The following is a 14,904-nucleotide window of genomic DNA, read 5'->3' on the forward strand; positions in this document are numbered from 1 at the left end:
ACCAGACCCGGTCCATGCTGCAGACCCCGCAGCGATACCCCTGGGCGGGCAGCCAGACCTTCCCCGGCCCCGCCGCCGCGGCGAACCCGGACGGCACCACCACCCTCCACCTCGCCCCCGAGCGACCCGACGACGCGGCCGAGGGCACCTGGATCCAGACCACCCCGGGCAAGGGCTGGTTCGCCGTCCTGCGTCTCTACAGCCCCGAGCAGCCCTTCTTCGACAAGACCTGGCGACCCAGCGAGGTCGAACCCGCCGACTGACACGGAGGCGGTGGAGTGGCGTCGCCCCTGGCGTCTCGTGATCGGAGCGAACCATGGATGGCCATCCCCTTATTTGTTCCGGACGATGCCAGGGAGACGCCACCCGGGAAGGATTCGAGCGTGCCAAGAGCAAGCGCCTGGCGGCCTGGGACCCGGTTCGCCCGCATCTCGCGGGAGAGGTTGCACGTGCCGGGGGAAGCACGCGCCGTCGCAGCATGCCGCCTACATCCGGGCACCGGCCGCCTATGCGTTGCCGCCTCGCGGCAGCGCCCTCACACGGCAGTCGCTCGGGTCAGGGCAGCGTCATTGAGAGGCAATCATGGCCGAGACCAGCACAGCAAAGAAGGCGCACACGCCCTTCTTTTCCCGCCCTGCTGTCCGTCGACTCGCACCCTTCGTGCTGATCACCGCGATCGCTCTGGTATTCATCTCCGAAAATAGAGGCGAAATCAAGATCCGCCTTCTCATTCCCGAAGTGACCATGCCGCTATGGGGTGCCCTTCTGATCGCCTGGGGCCTCGGCATGCTTGCCTGTGTCCTCACCATGCGTCGCCGCCGCGCGGACCGCCACCCTCGACAACAGAGATAGGTGTGACCATTCGTCACGACCGCGGCCCAGCCAGTCCTGCGCTGTGGGTCGTCGAGGATGCCAGGACAGCGGCACAGCGGTCCTGCGACGTGCTCTCCCGGAACACGGCGGGCGCCACGCGGCACCTCGAAGGAGCACTCGGACAGTCAGTCAAGGAGCGTCACACGATGACGGACTACCAAGAGAAGGCCCGGCGGTTGCGCAATGCGGTGGAGCCGGTGGCGGCTGGGGTGTACTTCGCCCCGGAGGCACATGCAGCGTACGAAGCACTCGGCTTCGACCCGAGCCCGGTCGCCCAGGACGGCGTGGCCAGACCGGAGATGAAGGCCTACTTCACCAGCCGTGGCGCGTGCATGGGCCAGGTGCCGGGAGAGGTCGTGGCCGCCGCTTTCGGCTGCTTCAACCCGAAGGCCGTCGTGCCCGGCGTTCACGCGGGGTGGCAGATCACCGACCGGAAGGCCATCCTCGAGGCCCGGCAACAGGGCGCGACAACGATGCTGCAGCGTGTCCTGGGCGAGCAGCCCGAGGGTCTCGCCCGGGTCACCGAACTGCTGCGGCGGGCCGCCGACGCGGCGCCGTGGCCCGCCCGGGGCGTCTACTCGGGGTTGCGCTCGCTCGGCTTCCCCGGTCGGCCGATGGGTGACCTGTGGCGGGCGGCGGACCTGGTGCGCGAGCACCGCGGTGACAGCCACGTCATCTCCTGGGCCGTCGGCGGTGTCGACGCCGTGGAGATCCTCCTGCTCACCGAACAGTGGTGGGGGCTCCCGGCCCGCGCCTACACGCCCAGCCGTGGATGGACCGACGCCGACATGGACGCCGGCTTCGACCGGCTCCGGGAACGCGGGCTGATGACCGCCGACGAGAAGCTCACCGACGCGGGTCGGGCATTCCGCGAAGAGATCGAGGTCCGCACCGACGAGCTCGAACGGCCGCTACTGGCCGCGCTCGGCGACGACCTGGACGAGCTGCTGGAGCACCTCGACGCCTGGTCCGAGGCGATCATCGAAGCCGGTTCCTACCCACAGAGGATCTCCGGTGTGTACAACGTCGGCGGCGGCCCCCACATCGGCTCCGGGCTGACCATCGACACCGCCGCCGAGATCTTCGGGAATGCCGACTGACCGGGTTCCATGGGCGCACGATCCTCGCGATGAGCCACTGGCACGTGGAACCGAGGGGCTCGGGCGAAGCACCCAGGTCTTCCGAAGCCTGGCCGAAGCGGTATCGGTCATTGAAGCGACACCTGAGACGCGTTCCGGCAGTTCCTCCGCGGTGAGGGGGCGTCCGGGCGATCATGGCTGATCGCACCCGTGGTGCCGCGCGCTCGATGCAAGCCTCAGCGGTTCGTGCTGGTGGGCTCGCCGAGGGCAGCGCGCACCCAATCGTGAGTGCCTCCGGGATCGAGGGCGGCGAGGAATTCTGCGAGCGAGCCGTCCCAGCTTCGTCTCGCACGGTCGGTGGCGGCTGCGGCGACCATGTTCCGCGTGTCTCGATCCTTGCAACGGACCAGCGCGATCACCGCGTGCGGGCCGACTTCGGCGAGGATCTCGTGAGCGTGGTGTGCATCCGCCCGCAGGTGCCCTTGACGCACATGCGCGGCATGGGCCCCGCCCTTGGCCCCTTTAAAAATCGACCGGATTCCCGTGAGTCCGACCGTCCACGCGAGCGAGACGGACATCAGGGTGTAAGTGAGGTCGTTGGCTGCCGTCACGCGAGACCGTGTCAGCTTCAGCGACCCGTCGGTGTTGGCTCTGATGACGGCAGCAGTCGTTCCGCCCTTGCGGGCCTTCTGGCGGAAACCCCGCCCGAGCGATGCCAGCATGCGTTCGGCGTCCCGGTGGCCGTCGAAGCTGGCGATGACCACCGATTCCTGCCCAGATTCCGCGCCCGAGTCGGGGTCGGAGGTCATGTGCCTCTCCTCCTGCGGATGAGTGACCGGATCAAGACCTGACCACAGGCACGGCCGTGCCAGGGCGGGCCTACCGCTCCATACCAGCACGTATCGAGCGATGGTGCAGCCGGACTCGCGGGCGAGAAGCAGCCGTACCAGGTATCGCGATGTTCCTGGCCTGCCGGGGGCGGCGAATGGAGAGTCCGCCGATGGGGCGTATTTCCTGTGTGACGAGCAGGACCGCCGCCTGCCGGTGGTGCTCGTGAGCTCCGGTGTGCTCAGCCGGCCACGTTGGACTCCGCGTCCCGTGCCGTCGACGAAGCCGCCCCTGGTCGACGCCCCGCACCTCTCCCAGCGGGAATGCCACCGGCTGCATGCCCGGCATCACGGAGAGGACCGCCCGCATACGCCGGCACTGTGCACGCGGAGAAGGCGTCCCGGTTTCCGGGGGCACCGAGCGGGTGAGTGAGGTGAAGGGAGAGGCGGCCGACGCGGAGCTACCAGGCGGCTGCATCGACCGTCTTGTCGGTGCCGAGACGCCAGCGCGACGGCGAGCATGTCGCCGTCGACTCGCGGCGACCGTCACCCCCCTTGGGCTGCTTGGCGACTTCGAAGGTCCAGCGACGTTCGTACGACCTCGAGCTGTTGTCGACGTGGACGTACACGCTCACGCCCTCCCGAACTTCCTCTCAGATCGCTCAAGACGCCTTTCAACGGAGCAGGGTCCACCGCCACGCGTTGGGCCTGCTCTCGACGACGCCCCGGGGCCGCCATGGCGGCCGACAGCGGTCCTGGCACGCGAGCGCCGAACCGGACGGCCCCGACGACGTACGAGCCGGCCTTCTAAGTCATCGGCTGAGCGACGGTCACCCGGTGGCGTACGTGCTCAAGGAGACGTACACCGTCGGTCGTGCCGAACCATTCGGCATGCCCCACGAAGTAGTCGTACGCCAGCTCTGCGTTCTCCGCCGAGCCGGTGACCCCGTGGAAGTACCCCAGCTCCGACAGCGCGAACTCGGCATGCACCAGCGGCAGCAGTTCCGGTAGAGCCGCCGACTCGCCCGGGCGGAGCGGCCGTACGGACGTGTACCCGTCGAGCAGCGCGTCCACGTGGTCCAGCCGGACCGGGAAGGACGGCTCCAGCCACTGGACGGTGTTGCGCTCGATCGCCGTGGCGAGATCGTGCACGGCGGTGGTGCGGTCGCTCAGCCCGAAGTCCAGGACTGTCGAGACCTCCCCGGCCGCGTCGTCCCACAGCAGATTCGAGGCGTGCCAGTCGTTGTGGGTCCACAGGGGTTCGAGGCCGGGGAGGTGCGGGGCCAGCCGCCGGTGGAAGGGGAGATGGACCCGGCGTACGTCGTCCCGCCAGGGCCGGCCGGCCAAGGCGGTGGCCAGGGCCGGGCGTTCGGCGACGTACGACTCCAGCGCCGCCGACGGATCGGTCCCGGCGAACACCGTGAAGGACGACACCAGCGGCTGAGGCCGCCGGCGCGGCGCCGTGAAACCCTCCGCCGCGAGATGCAGCCCGGCCAGCGCCGCCCCCGCCGCCCGGGCGTGTCCCTCGGACCGGAACGGCGACCAGGACAGCGCGTCCTGATACAGATCCGTCCCGACCCCGGCCGAGTGCACCTCGTACACCCACTCGCCACGCCGTGCCGTTGCGAGCACCTCCACCACCGGCGCCCCGCGCCCGCGCAGATGCCGCAGGAACGCGTGCTCCTCGGCCAGCCCGGCCGGCGTGCGTACGGAACGGTGGTGCCGTTTCACGAACAGCCGCTGCCCCTCCCGCTCGACCAGGGCGGCGGCGGACAGCGGACGCGGGCTGCGCCACAGGACGCGCGCGGGGCCGACCACCTCTTCGACCTCGGCCTCGGTCAGCGGCGGCCAGTCCGGGTCGACCGGCTCGGTCCCCATCCCATGGGCAAGGAGTCGGCTCACTTCGCCACCACCTGACGCCCCCGTCGCTCCTGTAGCCCGCGCTGTCCCTGAAGCACGTCCAGCAGGTGCCGCTCGGTCGCCGCGAACTCGGGGTCGGCGAGGACATCGAGCCCACGGGGGCGGGGCAGCGGCACCTCGATCCGCTCGACGACCGTGGCCGGGCGCGGGGACAGCACATGCACGGTGTCGGCGAGCAGCACCGCCTCCCGGATGTCGTGCGTGACCAGGACGACCGTCCACCGATAGCGCTGCCACATCTCCGCGAGCCACAGCTGCATCTCGGTCCTCGTCAGCGAGTCCAGTGCACCGAACGGCTCGTCCAGGAGCAGCACCGGCCGCTCCAGGACGACCGTGCGCAGCAGGGCCGCGCGCTGCCGCATTCCGCCGCTGAGCTGGAAGGGGTACGCCGACTGGAAGCCGTCGAGTCCGAAGGCGCCGAAGAGCGCGTCCGCCCGGTGCCGCGCCTCCCGGCGGCGTACACCCTGGGCCTCGAGACCCAGCGCGGTGTTGTCCAGAACCGTCCGCCAGGGGAAGAGGAGATCTTTCTGCGGCATGTACGCGACCTTGCCGGACCGTACTCCGGCCGGTTCACCCTCGACAAGGATCTCCCCGGAAGACGGCACATCCAACCCTGAGACGAGATTGAACAGCGTGCTCTTGCCGCTGCCGCTCGGTCCGATGACGGCCGCGAACTCACCCGGCCGCACGGTCAGTTCGAGGTCCCGCAGCACATCCAGCGAGCCGAAGCTCTTCCCCGCGCCCCGCACCTCGAGCCCGTAGCGCCCGCTCATACCCGGCCTTCCTTCTTCAACGCCCGCTCCCACGGCAGCACGAGCCGCTGCAGCAGATAGGTGGTCCCGAACAGCGCAATGCTCAGCAGCGCCGTCACCGCGACCGCCGCGAACACCAGATCCGTTCGGAACGCGCTCTTCTGCGCCTGCATGTAGATGCCGAGGCCGCTCTCGGCGCCCGCGTACTCGGCGAAGACGGCGCCCACGACGGCGTAGGTGATGCTCACTCTCAGCCCCGCGAAGAAGTACGGCATCGCGCTCGGCACCCGGACGAGCCGGAAGGCGCGCAGGCGGCCCGCGCCCAGTGAGCGCAGCAGCCGCATCGCCTCCCGGTCGGTGGCTGCGAAACCCGCCGCCAGATTGGCTGCCAGCGGGAAGAACGTCGTCAACGTCACCACCAGCAGCTTCGGCAGCAACCCGAAGCCGAACCAGATGATCAGCAGCGGGGCCACCGCCACGATCGGGATGGTCTGCGAGGCCACAAGGAGGGGATACAGGCCCCGGCGGGCAGCCGCGGAGAAGTCGAGGAGGACGGCGACCAGCCACGCGGCGATGAAGGAGAGCCCGAAGCCGAGCACCGTCTCCTGCAGGGTGGGCAGCGTGTGGTCCCACAGCTCGGCCCGGTTCTCCCAGCCCTGCCCGAATATCCGGGCAGGGCTGGGCAGTGTCGCCGGGTCGACGCCGGCGGTGCTCGTGTAGAGCTGCCAGCCGCCGATGAGGGCGGTGACGACCAGGGCCGGCGGCCACAGGGCCGTCAGGGCGCGGCGCAGCATCAGTTCTCCGGCAGGTAGTCGGTGGTGAAGAACTCCGAGGCGTCCGGGGCCTTGGTGAGCTTCTTGCCGTTGGCGTCGGTCAGCAGCCCGGCCTTGAACTCGAAGTCCGCGAACTTCTGCCAGCGCTCCTTGCTCTGCCCGCCGACCGAGCCGTCGGCCGCCCGGTAGTACTCCTTGGCGAGCAGTTGCTCGCTCTTCCTCACCAGCTCGGGGTTGGTGAGCACGCTCTTGTTGGCCTTGATGAGCAGGTCGGCGGCCTGGTCGGGGTTCGTGGCCGCGTATGCGTACCCCTTGGCGACGGCCGCGAGGAACTTCTTCGCGAGTGCCGGATTCTTCGTCAGGAACTGCTCGGAGGAGGCGATCAGCGTGGAGTAGACGGCGGGAAAGCCGTAGTCGGCGAGCTGGAAGTTCTTGAGCGGCTTGCCCGTCAGCTCGGCCTCCAGGCCCTCCCAGGTCGGCATCGGCATCGCGAAGTCCGCCTTGCCCGCGTAGAGCGCCGCGTAGGCCGATGTGTTGAGAGTGACGTTCCTGAAGTCGCCCTGGCCGCCGTCGTTCCGGATGACCTGCTGAAGGAGCGGCTTCTCGTACGGAGCCCCGAAGCCGGCGTACGTCTTGCCGTCCAGGTCCTTGGGCGAGTCGATGTCGTCCCGGTCGGCCCGGACCGCGACCGTGACGTTCGTCTTCTGCGTGACGGCGTAGACGGAGGTGATGTCCTGCCCGGCGGCGCGCGCGGTGGTGACACCCTCCTGGTAGGAGATGCCGAAGTCCGCCTTGTGGTTGGCGATCAGTGTCTCGGGCGCGGTCGAGCCGTACGGGACGATCTTCAGATCGATCCCGGCGTCCTTGAACCAGCCCAGCTGCTGGGCGACATAGATACCGGTGTGGTTGGTGTTGGGCGTCCAGTCCAGAGCGAGGGTGACCGGGGTGGTGCCGTTGCCCGCGGCGGCGGATGCGGCGTCCTCGGCGGCGCAGCCGGTGGCGGTGGCGAGCACAGTGGCGGTCACGGTGGCGGTGGCGAGAATGGCGGTGCGGCGTCTCATGATGCGGTGATCCTTCATGCGGCGGGGTGTGGGCGTACGACGTGCCGGCTCACACCCGACACAGCGCGCTGTCCACCCGCATCAGATCGACGGCCATGCGCCGTGTCAGATTCCTTGCCTGGCAGCTCATTCGGCGACGCTTGCCAGGTCGTTGCCGCTCAGCAGTTCATTGCTGAAGGACCGCTCCCAGTCACGGGCGTGCGCGATCGCGCCATGCTGCGCCAGCCAGTTCGCGTACGGGCCCATCCGGGCCTCGTCGATCAGGCCCCAACGGCCCTCGGCGTCGGTCCAGGTCGGGGCGATCAGGGCGAGAGAGCGGGCGATGAGGGGACGGGAGAAGTACGGGATCACCTGCTCCAGCAGGGCCAGCGTGCGCTCCTGGTCGGCGGACGCCGCCGCGTAGCCGCGGGCGGTGGCGGCGAGGAAGGCTCGTACCGGCCCGGGGTCCCGGTCGGCGAACTCCTCGCTCGTACCGAGCAGATAGCTGTGATAGCGGGGCGCGCCGATCTCGTCGACCGGCCAGGTCAGCCGCCGCTCCTCGGGCACATCGCCGCGGAGCGCGTCCCAGGACCAGTAGTTGCCGAAGGTGGCGTCCGCTTCACCGGCCACGATGTCGTCCACCGTCAGCTCGCGGGTACCCGCGTCGACAGTGATCACGGCATCCGGGTCACCGCCGTCCGCGGCAACCAGATGCCGGACCATGGCGCGGCCGCGCGGGGTCGGGTTGTACGCGAGCCGGCGCCCTGCCAGATCGCGGGGGCGGGTGATGCCGGTGTCCACCACGGTCTGGACGGCCTCCAGCGCACGGTGGTTCACGGCCGCCACGGCGATCAGCGGCTGGTGGTGCGCGGCGCGCCGGGCGAACAGCCGGTTGGGCGGGAAGATGCCGAAGTCGACCTCGCGGCGCGCCAGATACTCCAGCGTGTCCCCTCGCCCCGGATCCTGGACGACCAGTTCCACATCCAGCCCTGCCTCGGTGTACCAGCCGCGCTCGCGTGCGGTGTAGAAACCGGCGGAATTCGGCCATGGGTGGAAATAGTCGAGCATGACTCGGACGTGCGACATGAAGGTTCTCCGCATGCAGAACTCAGGCGAGCGGGCCTGGTGAAGGTGAAGGGGGAAGAAAGGGGAAGACCGGTGGGGTCAACAACAGGAGGGGGTCGCCACGACGGACGTCGGGGGACGCTGCTGCTCGACTGCTCCGGACACCGGTACTCCTACGCGGGCACTGACGACTCAAGTGATGCGGTCGGCGTCCCCATGGAGACCGTCCGGCGTGCTCGCCGAAACAGATCCCAGACGCCCTCTCAGCCCAACCGGGTAGGGGCTCCCGCGTAGATGACCGAAACCATAACCCTGCACAGCCGATGCCGTGCAAGCCTGGTCCGAAATGCGGGACGCGGGCGTCCGGTGGTCGAGACGTGCAGGTCAGGGTGGTTGGGGATCGGGGTTAGCATCCATGCCATGGACGCCCAGCACCCCGGTCAGCCACAGCCAGCGCCCCTGCTCCCCGGTCCGCTGGTCGACGAGACGTGGCTCGCCGCCCACCTCGACGACCCCGGGCTCGTGATCCTCGACGCCACCGCGCTGCTGCCCTCGCCCCGCCACGACGGCGACTACCGCTCCGGCAGCGGACACGCCCAGTGGGCAGACCGGCACATCCCCGGCTCCCGGCACGCGGACCTCACCGGCGACCTCTCCGACCACGGCGCGCCCTACCACTTCGCCGTGCCCCCGCCCGACGAGCTCGCAGCCGCTCTCCCACGCCTCGGTGTGCGCGACGGCACCGCGGTCGTCACCTACGACAGCGGCGGCGGCATCTGGGCCGCCCGGCTGTGGTGGATGCTGCGTGCCCTCTCCGTACCGGTCGCTGTGCTCGATGGTGGCCGACAGGTTTGGGAAGCCGCCGGGCACCCGGTCGCGACCGGTGAAGCGAAACCCTTGCGCGACTCCGGGCCGCTCACCCTCGTACCCCGCCCCGGCCTGTGGGTCGGTCTCGACGAAGTCGACGCCATCAGCCGCGGTGACCGCCCCGGCACCCTGGTCTGCGCCCTCCCTCCGTCCGGCTTCGACGGCACGGCCCCCACCCGCTACGCGCGCCGTGGCCGTATACCCGGCAGCCGTAGCCTCCCGGGCCGGGGCCTGCTCGACGACTCCGGACGGTTCCTCCCCCGTGCCGAACTCGCCGCCCGCGTCGGCGCCGTGCTCACCGCCGATGAATCGCCCGTCGTTGTCTACTGCGGCGGTGGCATCTCGGCGGCGGGAACGGCTCTCGCGCTCACGCTGCTAGGTCGCGACGACATCGCGATCTACGACGGCTCGCTGGAGGAGTGGTCCCAGGACCCCGCGCGACCGCTCGTGCTCGGGCGCTGATCACTCAGGTCGGTGATCGTCTTGAGGTGGAACTTCGTCGGCCGCACGGACGAGGAGATCCGCAAGGCCCGGCCGTGTCCGATGGGTCGTAGCTCGCCTGGGCGCCAAAGAGGCGATGCAGCGATGATGCGCAGGTGTTCTACGAAGATCTCAGCGAGTACGACTACCGGGACGAGGATGAGTTCACGGACAGGGAGTCGGGCTTCTTCGCGCTCTGGTACCGCCCGGCGTACACCCGCCTGAGCATCGGGTGGCTGGAAGCCGGCAAGCCGTACTCCACTGGAACGGTCCCCGCGGTGTTCGTGGAGAAGCTGAAGGCCGTTCAGGAGGTCCAGTGGATGAACGTCTGCCTCGGGGTGTACGAGTGCGACCTGTGTCCTGAGGAGAAGGCTCCGGAAGGGAACGGGGAGGTCCGGATCCCAGGCGTGCCCGGCGTCGCCTATGCCGCTCCGTTCCTGATCACGCACTACATCACCACACACGGCTACCGGCCGCCGCAGGCCTTCATCGATGCCGTTCTCGCCGTCGATCTCGACGCGTGGGCCGCCACGCGATGGCCCAACGTCCCCTTCCCCTGGGTCCCGGATGACGTCGAACTCCTGCTGGAGTAGGGCCGAGCGAACCTACGTACGCAGCCAGAGCCGGATCGAAGCGACGGTGACCGTCCCGTGGAAGACGTAGGCTCTCTTGTCGTAACGAGTCGCGACCGCACGGAAGATCTTTGGCCGGTTGATCGTTCGCTCCACTTCGTTGCGGCGCCGGTAGATTTCTCTGTCGAACCCGGTCGGACGGCCACCCTTACTGCCGCGCCGCTGGCGGTTGGCACGCTGGTTCTTGGGCTCCGGGATCGTGTGCTCGATCTGGCGCCGCCGCAGATAACGACGGTTGCGGCGCGACGAATAGGCTTTGTCGCCGCCGAGGTGATCGGGCCGAGTACGCGGGTGTCCGCCGGCGGGCCGCGGAACCCGGATCTGTTCCAGTACGGGGATCAACTGTGGGGCATCGCCCCACTGGCCGGGAGTGACGACGAAGGCGAGGGGGCGACGTCCGCCCTCACCCGCCAGATGAATCTTGCAGGTCAGGCCGCCTCTGGAACGGCCCAGGGCCTCGTCGGTCCGGTGCTGGACCGGCGTGCTGCGTCTGCCGGGGACTCCCGGCGGGCGGGAGTGAGCACCAGCCGCGTGCTGGTGGGCCCGGCAGGAAGTGGAGTCCACGCTGACCATGCTCCAGTCGATCAGTCCCTCGGCATCGGCATCGGCATCGGCGTCGGCGTCGGCCTGGACGGCCCGCAGGATCCTCTCCCACGTGCCGTCTGCTGACCACCTGCGATGACGGTCATGAACCGTCTTCCACTTCCCGAAACGGGACGGCAAATCCCGCCACGGCAGGCCAGTCCGCTGCCGGAACAGAATCCCGTTGATCACCCGGCGGTGGCACTGCCACCGCCCGCCCCGCCCCGCGTTCCTCGGCAGATGCGGTTCCAGCCGAGCCCATTCCTCATCCGAAAGATCACCCCGCCCCACGACGACCGAAACGATCCACCAAGGGGCCGGTCACGCGACCCGCCGGACACGACCTAGTCGAAGCTGCTCGGCTCCTCGACATGCCTGTCAATTGTGCGCGGTCCTCCATGCGGCAGCTGAGGCAGCGCTGCCCAGAAGATGCCTGGCCGCTCTTCCATTCGGCCGTGGAGGCCGTTGCGGAACAGCTGGAACGAAGCCCAGAACGACACGACTACGCGCGCCGGCGACGGCAACTGGCTCAATGGGTCGTTCCCGAACGCGACTGGACGGACCTCACGCGCGACTTGGGCCACAGCTTCACGCAGTCCCACCATCACATGGGCTTTTCCGTGCTCGCATGGGCTCGCGCGACTCAGAGCTACCACCTGTTCAGTCCCCGGCTTCGAGACACCACGACTGGAGAGCGGCTACCTGGCGCGTGTGCCGTGACCGAGGCCGCGAACCAGCTTCGGAACGCCCGCCGCGGCGGAATGCTAACTCTGCTTCAGAGGCTTGGCCCTTATGCCGATCAGATCGGGGCGGACTGCGAGTCGAGGGAACTTCCGGCACGGCATTAGTTCGAAGGCTGCCGTCCATCGCGTCCGCGCGGTTGCCGACGCCGCAACTCTGCCGACTACACAGACGCCTGAGTCGAAGGGGTCCGCCGCCCCGGACCGTGCCTGCGCTGGTGTGCTCACCAAAGGGAGCTGCTGCACTCGCGTGTCTGTTGTCGTGCCGCCGAAGGTCTGCAGTCGGATGGGACGCTCGTTGTGGGGTGACACACCTCGTGACCTGCGCTGTACGAAAGTGACAACCATCTCTCTGAGTCTGCCCCTCCAGCCGCTGGCGCTCCTTGGCATCAGCGCAGCTCACGAACGTTGCCTGGTGCCAAGGAGCAGTCTTGGTCACAAGGCTGTGACGAAGGTTTACAGTTGGCACAAAAGAGGGGTGGTCGGCACCATGAGCCTTTTCCGACCTGATGGTGCCGGTCGCGTGTTGGACGGATCCGCGGAACGGCGAAGCTCCTGGTAGACGGGTCATCGGCCAAGAGCGTCCGTAGTCGCCAGGAGCTTCCTGTGCTTGTCCACCCTTCCCCGAGACCCTGATCATGCTCTTGGCCCCGCCATCGCGCTTTCGTCGCGGCGGCGGGCCCAGGTTCCGTCGGGTCCGGCGGGGTGGACGAGCGCTCAGACCGTCGCTGCGGAAGGCTCGCAGGTGTGCGCCAGGTCGATGCGGACCGTCCGGTCGCAGAGCCGTTCCACCTGTGCGGGGTCGTGCGAGACGAGCAGGACCGTCCGGTTGCCCCGCAGGGCCGCCACGGACTCCTCGACCGTGTCGCGGCTCCGCTCGTCCAGGGCGCTCGTCGGCTCGTCGAGCAGGAGGGCCGCCGGTTCGAGGGCCAAGGCCCGTGCCAGACAGAGCCGTTGGCGCTGGCCGTTGGACAGCGTCTGGGCCGGAGCGTCCAGCCGGTCCGAGACCTCGCTCCACAGGCCGGCCTCGCGCAGTGCCTGCTCGACACGGTCGTGCAGCTCCGTCCGGGACGCCCGCACCAGATGGCGGAGGCCGAACAGGGCGTTGTCCAGGATGCTGCCGCCGAAGACCACGGGGGTCTGCGGTACCAGGACGACGGTGCTGCGCAGGTTGGCGTCGCCCTTGCCGTACCGGACGGGACGGCCGAGGACCTCCACCTCGCCCTGACGGCCGAGCCCGTGGGGCAGCAGGTCGACCAGGGCGCGCAGCACGGTGGACTTGCCGGCGCCCGACGGACCGCACAGGCCGGTGGTGGATCCGGCGGCCAGTTCGAACGTCACCGGCCCGACCAGGCGCTTCGTGCCGTCGAGGATCTGCAGGTCGCGGACCGCGATGACGGTCCTGTCGACCCTGTTGTCCATGGTCGTGGCACCGATTGTCACGTCGTCCATCGTCGTGCTCCTTCGAAGCGGTTGCGCAAGAAGACCGCCAGGCTGAGCAGGCCCGCGGTGATCAGGACCAGGACGAGGGCGCTGCCCCACGCCTGGGCGATCGCCTCGGGGGCGCCAGAGTCCTGCGACAGGGTGAAGATGTGCGTGGGCAGGGCCTGGACCGGAGCGTCGATGATGCCGGTCGGGAGGGCTGGGGCCCCGAAGAACACCGTGGCGGTGAAGATCAGGGGGGCCGTCTCGCCCGCCGCGCGGGCCAGGCCGAGCAGCAGGCCGGTGAGCGTGGCCGGCCAGGTGTACGGGATGACCACGGAGCGGACGTACTGGGAGCTGGTGAGGCCCAGTGCGAACGCGGCCTCGGTGATCTCCGCCGGCATGCTCCGGATCCTGCCTGCGGTGGTGAGGGCGACCACCGGCACCACCACGGGCACCAGCACCACGGCGCCGGCCAGCCAGGAACGGCCCCAGCCCATGGTCGTGCAGAAGAGGACGTACCCTGCGAGGCCCAGCAGGATGGTGGGCGTCCCGCCGACCGCCACGGTCAGCGTCTCCAGGACGCGGGCGGTCTTCGCGGAGGAACGCGTACCGATCACGATGCCCGCTCCGTAGCCGAGCGGCAGCGCGATCAGCGCCGTGGTCGCGAGGAGCAGGAGCGTACCCACGATCTGGTCGCGAATGCCGCCACCCGCCGCACCTTCGGAGGGCGAGAACCAGAAGACCGGATTGAGTGCCGCGCCGCCGCGGGCCAGCAGGATGCCGAGCATGCCGACGAGCAGGGTCCCGGGCAGCAGCAGGGCCCCGAGCCGGACGACGGTGGTGAGCCGGTCCTTCGGAGTGCGCAGCCACGCGGAGGACCGACGGGTACGCGGAGCGCGCGCGGCCCGTCCCGTGGAGCCGCGGGTGCCCCACACGGTGGCGACGGCGACCAGGGCCAGCAGGATGATGCCAAGGCCGCACAGCGCCGCGAAGTACGGGCCGGAGGTGCCCGCGAGCATCGGCTCGGGGCCGGCCAGTTTGGTGGTGAGCGTCTGACCGGGGCGCACGAGGGAGGAGAAGATGTCCCCCGGCGACTCCGGCAGCCGTCCGTCGGCGCGGCCGATGACCATGAAGACCGCGATGGCCTCACCCAGTGCCCGGGCCAGACCGAGGAGAACGCCGGCGCGCATGCCCGACCGGGCCTGGGGCAGGACGGCGGACCGTACGACCTCGCGGCGGGTCAGGCCGAGGGAGTACGCGGCCTCCCGGTACCGGCCGGGCACGGCGGCCAGCGCGTCCACGCTGACCGCCACGATCGTCGGCATGATCATCACGGCGAGGACGATGCCGGCGGCGAGCAGGCTGTCGCCGCCCGGTACGTCGCCGAGGTCCGCCACGAACGGCCGGATCACCATGATGCCGATCAGGCCGTAGACGATGGAGGGGACCGCTGCCAGGAGTTCGATGCTCAGGCGCAGAGGCTTGGCGAGGCGGGGCGGCAGGTACTCGGACAAGGCGACGGCCGCCGCCCAGCCGACCGGGACGGCGAGCACCAGTGCCAGGACGCACACGACCGCTGAGCCGTAGATCATGGCCAGGCCGCCGAAGGCGAGGTTCCCCGGACTCCAGGTGGACGAGGCGAACAGGGCCGCCCAGTCGACGGTTCCGCTCGCGACGCCCGTGACGAGGTAGCCGAGCAGGACCGTGAGGGTGAGCAGCACGGACAGGACGCCGCTGTACGCCCATCCCCAGACCCATCTCGCCCGGCTGCCGCGGCCGCTCCCGGAGGAGGGCCGCGACACGGCGGGTCCGGGCGCCTGGGCGGGGCGCTCCAGAGTGAGCCCCATCG

The 14,904-nt window shown here is 69.6% G+C and carries 14 protein-coding genes; 5 read left to right on the forward strand and 9 right to left on the reverse strand.

All coding sequences use genetic code 11. The features are described from left to right. The 3 genes from ACFWUY_RS31905 to ACFWUY_RS31915 form a co-directional block, all read left to right on the forward strand. On the forward strand, positions 1 to 263 hold a 263-nt coding region (locus ACFWUY_RS31905; RefSeq protein WP_384117964.1), incomplete at its 5' end, for a DUF1214 domain-containing protein. Positions 264 to 582: 319 nt separating this feature from the next. Beyond that, positions 583 to 852 carry a hypothetical protein gene (locus ACFWUY_RS31910; protein ID WP_384117967.1) on the forward strand — a complete coding sequence of 90 codons (270 nt, stop codon included), beginning with the start codon at positions 583 to 585 and terminating at the stop codon, positions 850 to 852. A gap of 167 nt (positions 853 to 1,019) precedes the next feature. Beyond that, positions 1,020 to 1,973 (forward strand): hypothetical protein, encoded by a 954-nt coding sequence (locus ACFWUY_RS31915; protein WP_384117973.1) that lies wholly within the window; start codon positions 1,020 to 1,022, stop codon positions 1,971 to 1,973. A gap of 215 nt (positions 1,974 to 2,188) precedes the next feature. Here ACFWUY_RS31915 and ACFWUY_RS31920 read toward each other — a convergent pair whose 3' ends face one another. The 6 genes from ACFWUY_RS31920 to ACFWUY_RS31945 form a co-directional block, all read right to left on the reverse strand. Then, entirely contained in the window at positions 2,189 to 2,761 is a 573-nt protein-coding gene (locus ACFWUY_RS31920) for a hypothetical protein (protein ID WP_384117979.1), read from the reverse strand. Between the two features lie 825 nt (positions 2,762 to 3,586). Continuing rightward, positions 3,587 to 4,681 (reverse strand): phosphotransferase enzyme family protein, encoded by a 1,095-nt coding sequence (locus tag ACFWUY_RS31925; RefSeq protein WP_384117987.1) that lies wholly within the window; start codon positions 4,679 to 4,681, stop codon positions 3,587 to 3,589. Further along, the gene (locus ACFWUY_RS31930) at positions 4,678 to 5,472 is read right to left on the reverse strand and encodes an ABC transporter ATP-binding protein (protein WP_384117994.1); all 795 of its coding nucleotides are present in this window, start codon (positions 5,470 to 5,472) and stop codon (positions 4,678 to 4,680) included. Before ACFWUY_RS31930 ends, ACFWUY_RS31925 begins: the two co-directional genes overlap by 4 nt. After that, positions 5,469 to 6,245, reverse strand: coding sequence for an ABC transporter permease (locus tag ACFWUY_RS31935; RefSeq protein ID WP_384117997.1), 777 nt, complete (start codon positions 6,243 to 6,245; stop codon positions 5,469 to 5,471). The genes ACFWUY_RS31930 and ACFWUY_RS31935 overlap by 4 nt, the downstream gene beginning before the upstream one ends. Beyond that, complete coding sequence (locus tag ACFWUY_RS31940) at positions 6,245 to 7,285, reverse strand: ABC transporter substrate-binding protein (RefSeq protein ID WP_384118000.1); 1,041 nt, start codon at positions 7,283 to 7,285, stop codon at positions 6,245 to 6,247. The genes ACFWUY_RS31935 and ACFWUY_RS31940 overlap by 1 nt, the downstream gene beginning before the upstream one ends. 126 nt (positions 7,286 to 7,411) lie before the next feature. Beyond that, entirely contained in the window at positions 7,412 to 8,350 is a 939-nt protein-coding gene (locus ACFWUY_RS31945) for an ABC transporter substrate-binding protein (RefSeq protein WP_384118004.1), read from the reverse strand. Positions 8,351 to 8,749: 399 nt separating this feature from the next. Here ACFWUY_RS31945 and ACFWUY_RS31950 point away from each other — a divergent pair, with 399 nt between their 5' ends. After that, positions 8,750 to 9,658 (forward strand): sulfurtransferase, encoded by a 909-nt coding sequence (locus ACFWUY_RS31950; protein WP_384118007.1) that lies wholly within the window; start codon positions 8,750 to 8,752, stop codon positions 9,656 to 9,658. 134 nt (positions 9,659 to 9,792) lie between these two features. Further along, positions 9,793 to 10,269 carry a hypothetical protein gene (locus ACFWUY_RS31955; protein ID WP_384118009.1) on the forward strand — a complete coding sequence of 159 codons (477 nt, stop codon included), beginning with the start codon at positions 9,793 to 9,795 and terminating at the stop codon, positions 10,267 to 10,269. 12 nt (positions 10,270 to 10,281) lie between these two features. On the opposite strand, the gene ACFWUY_RS31960 is transcribed toward ACFWUY_RS31955, so the two are convergent. The 3 genes from ACFWUY_RS31960 to pstC form a co-directional block, all read right to left on the reverse strand. After that, positions 10,282 to 11,181: an IS5 family transposase gene (locus ACFWUY_RS31960; RefSeq protein WP_384118012.1), complete on the reverse strand. Its 900-nt coding sequence runs from the start codon at positions 11,179 to 11,181 to the stop codon at positions 10,282 to 10,284. Between the two features lie 1,166 nt (positions 11,182 to 12,347). Beyond that, positions 12,348 to 13,082 carry an ATP-binding cassette domain-containing protein gene (locus ACFWUY_RS31965; protein ID WP_384118016.1) on the reverse strand — a complete coding sequence of 245 codons (735 nt, stop codon included), beginning with the start codon at positions 13,080 to 13,082 and terminating at the stop codon, positions 12,348 to 12,350. Further along, a complete protein-coding gene (pstC, locus tag ACFWUY_RS31970; protein ID WP_384118019.1) occupies positions 13,070 to 14,902 on the reverse strand; it encodes a phosphate ABC transporter permease subunit PstC in 1,833 nt (610 codons plus the stop codon). The genes ACFWUY_RS31965 and pstC overlap by 13 nt, the downstream gene beginning before the upstream one ends. Positions 14,903 to 14,904 lie beyond the last annotated feature (2 nt).

Origin of the sequence: Streptomyces sp. NPDC058664 (assembly GCF_042716635.1) — a bacterium.
GTDB lineage: Bacteria > Actinomycetota > Actinomycetes > Streptomycetales > Streptomycetaceae > Streptomyces.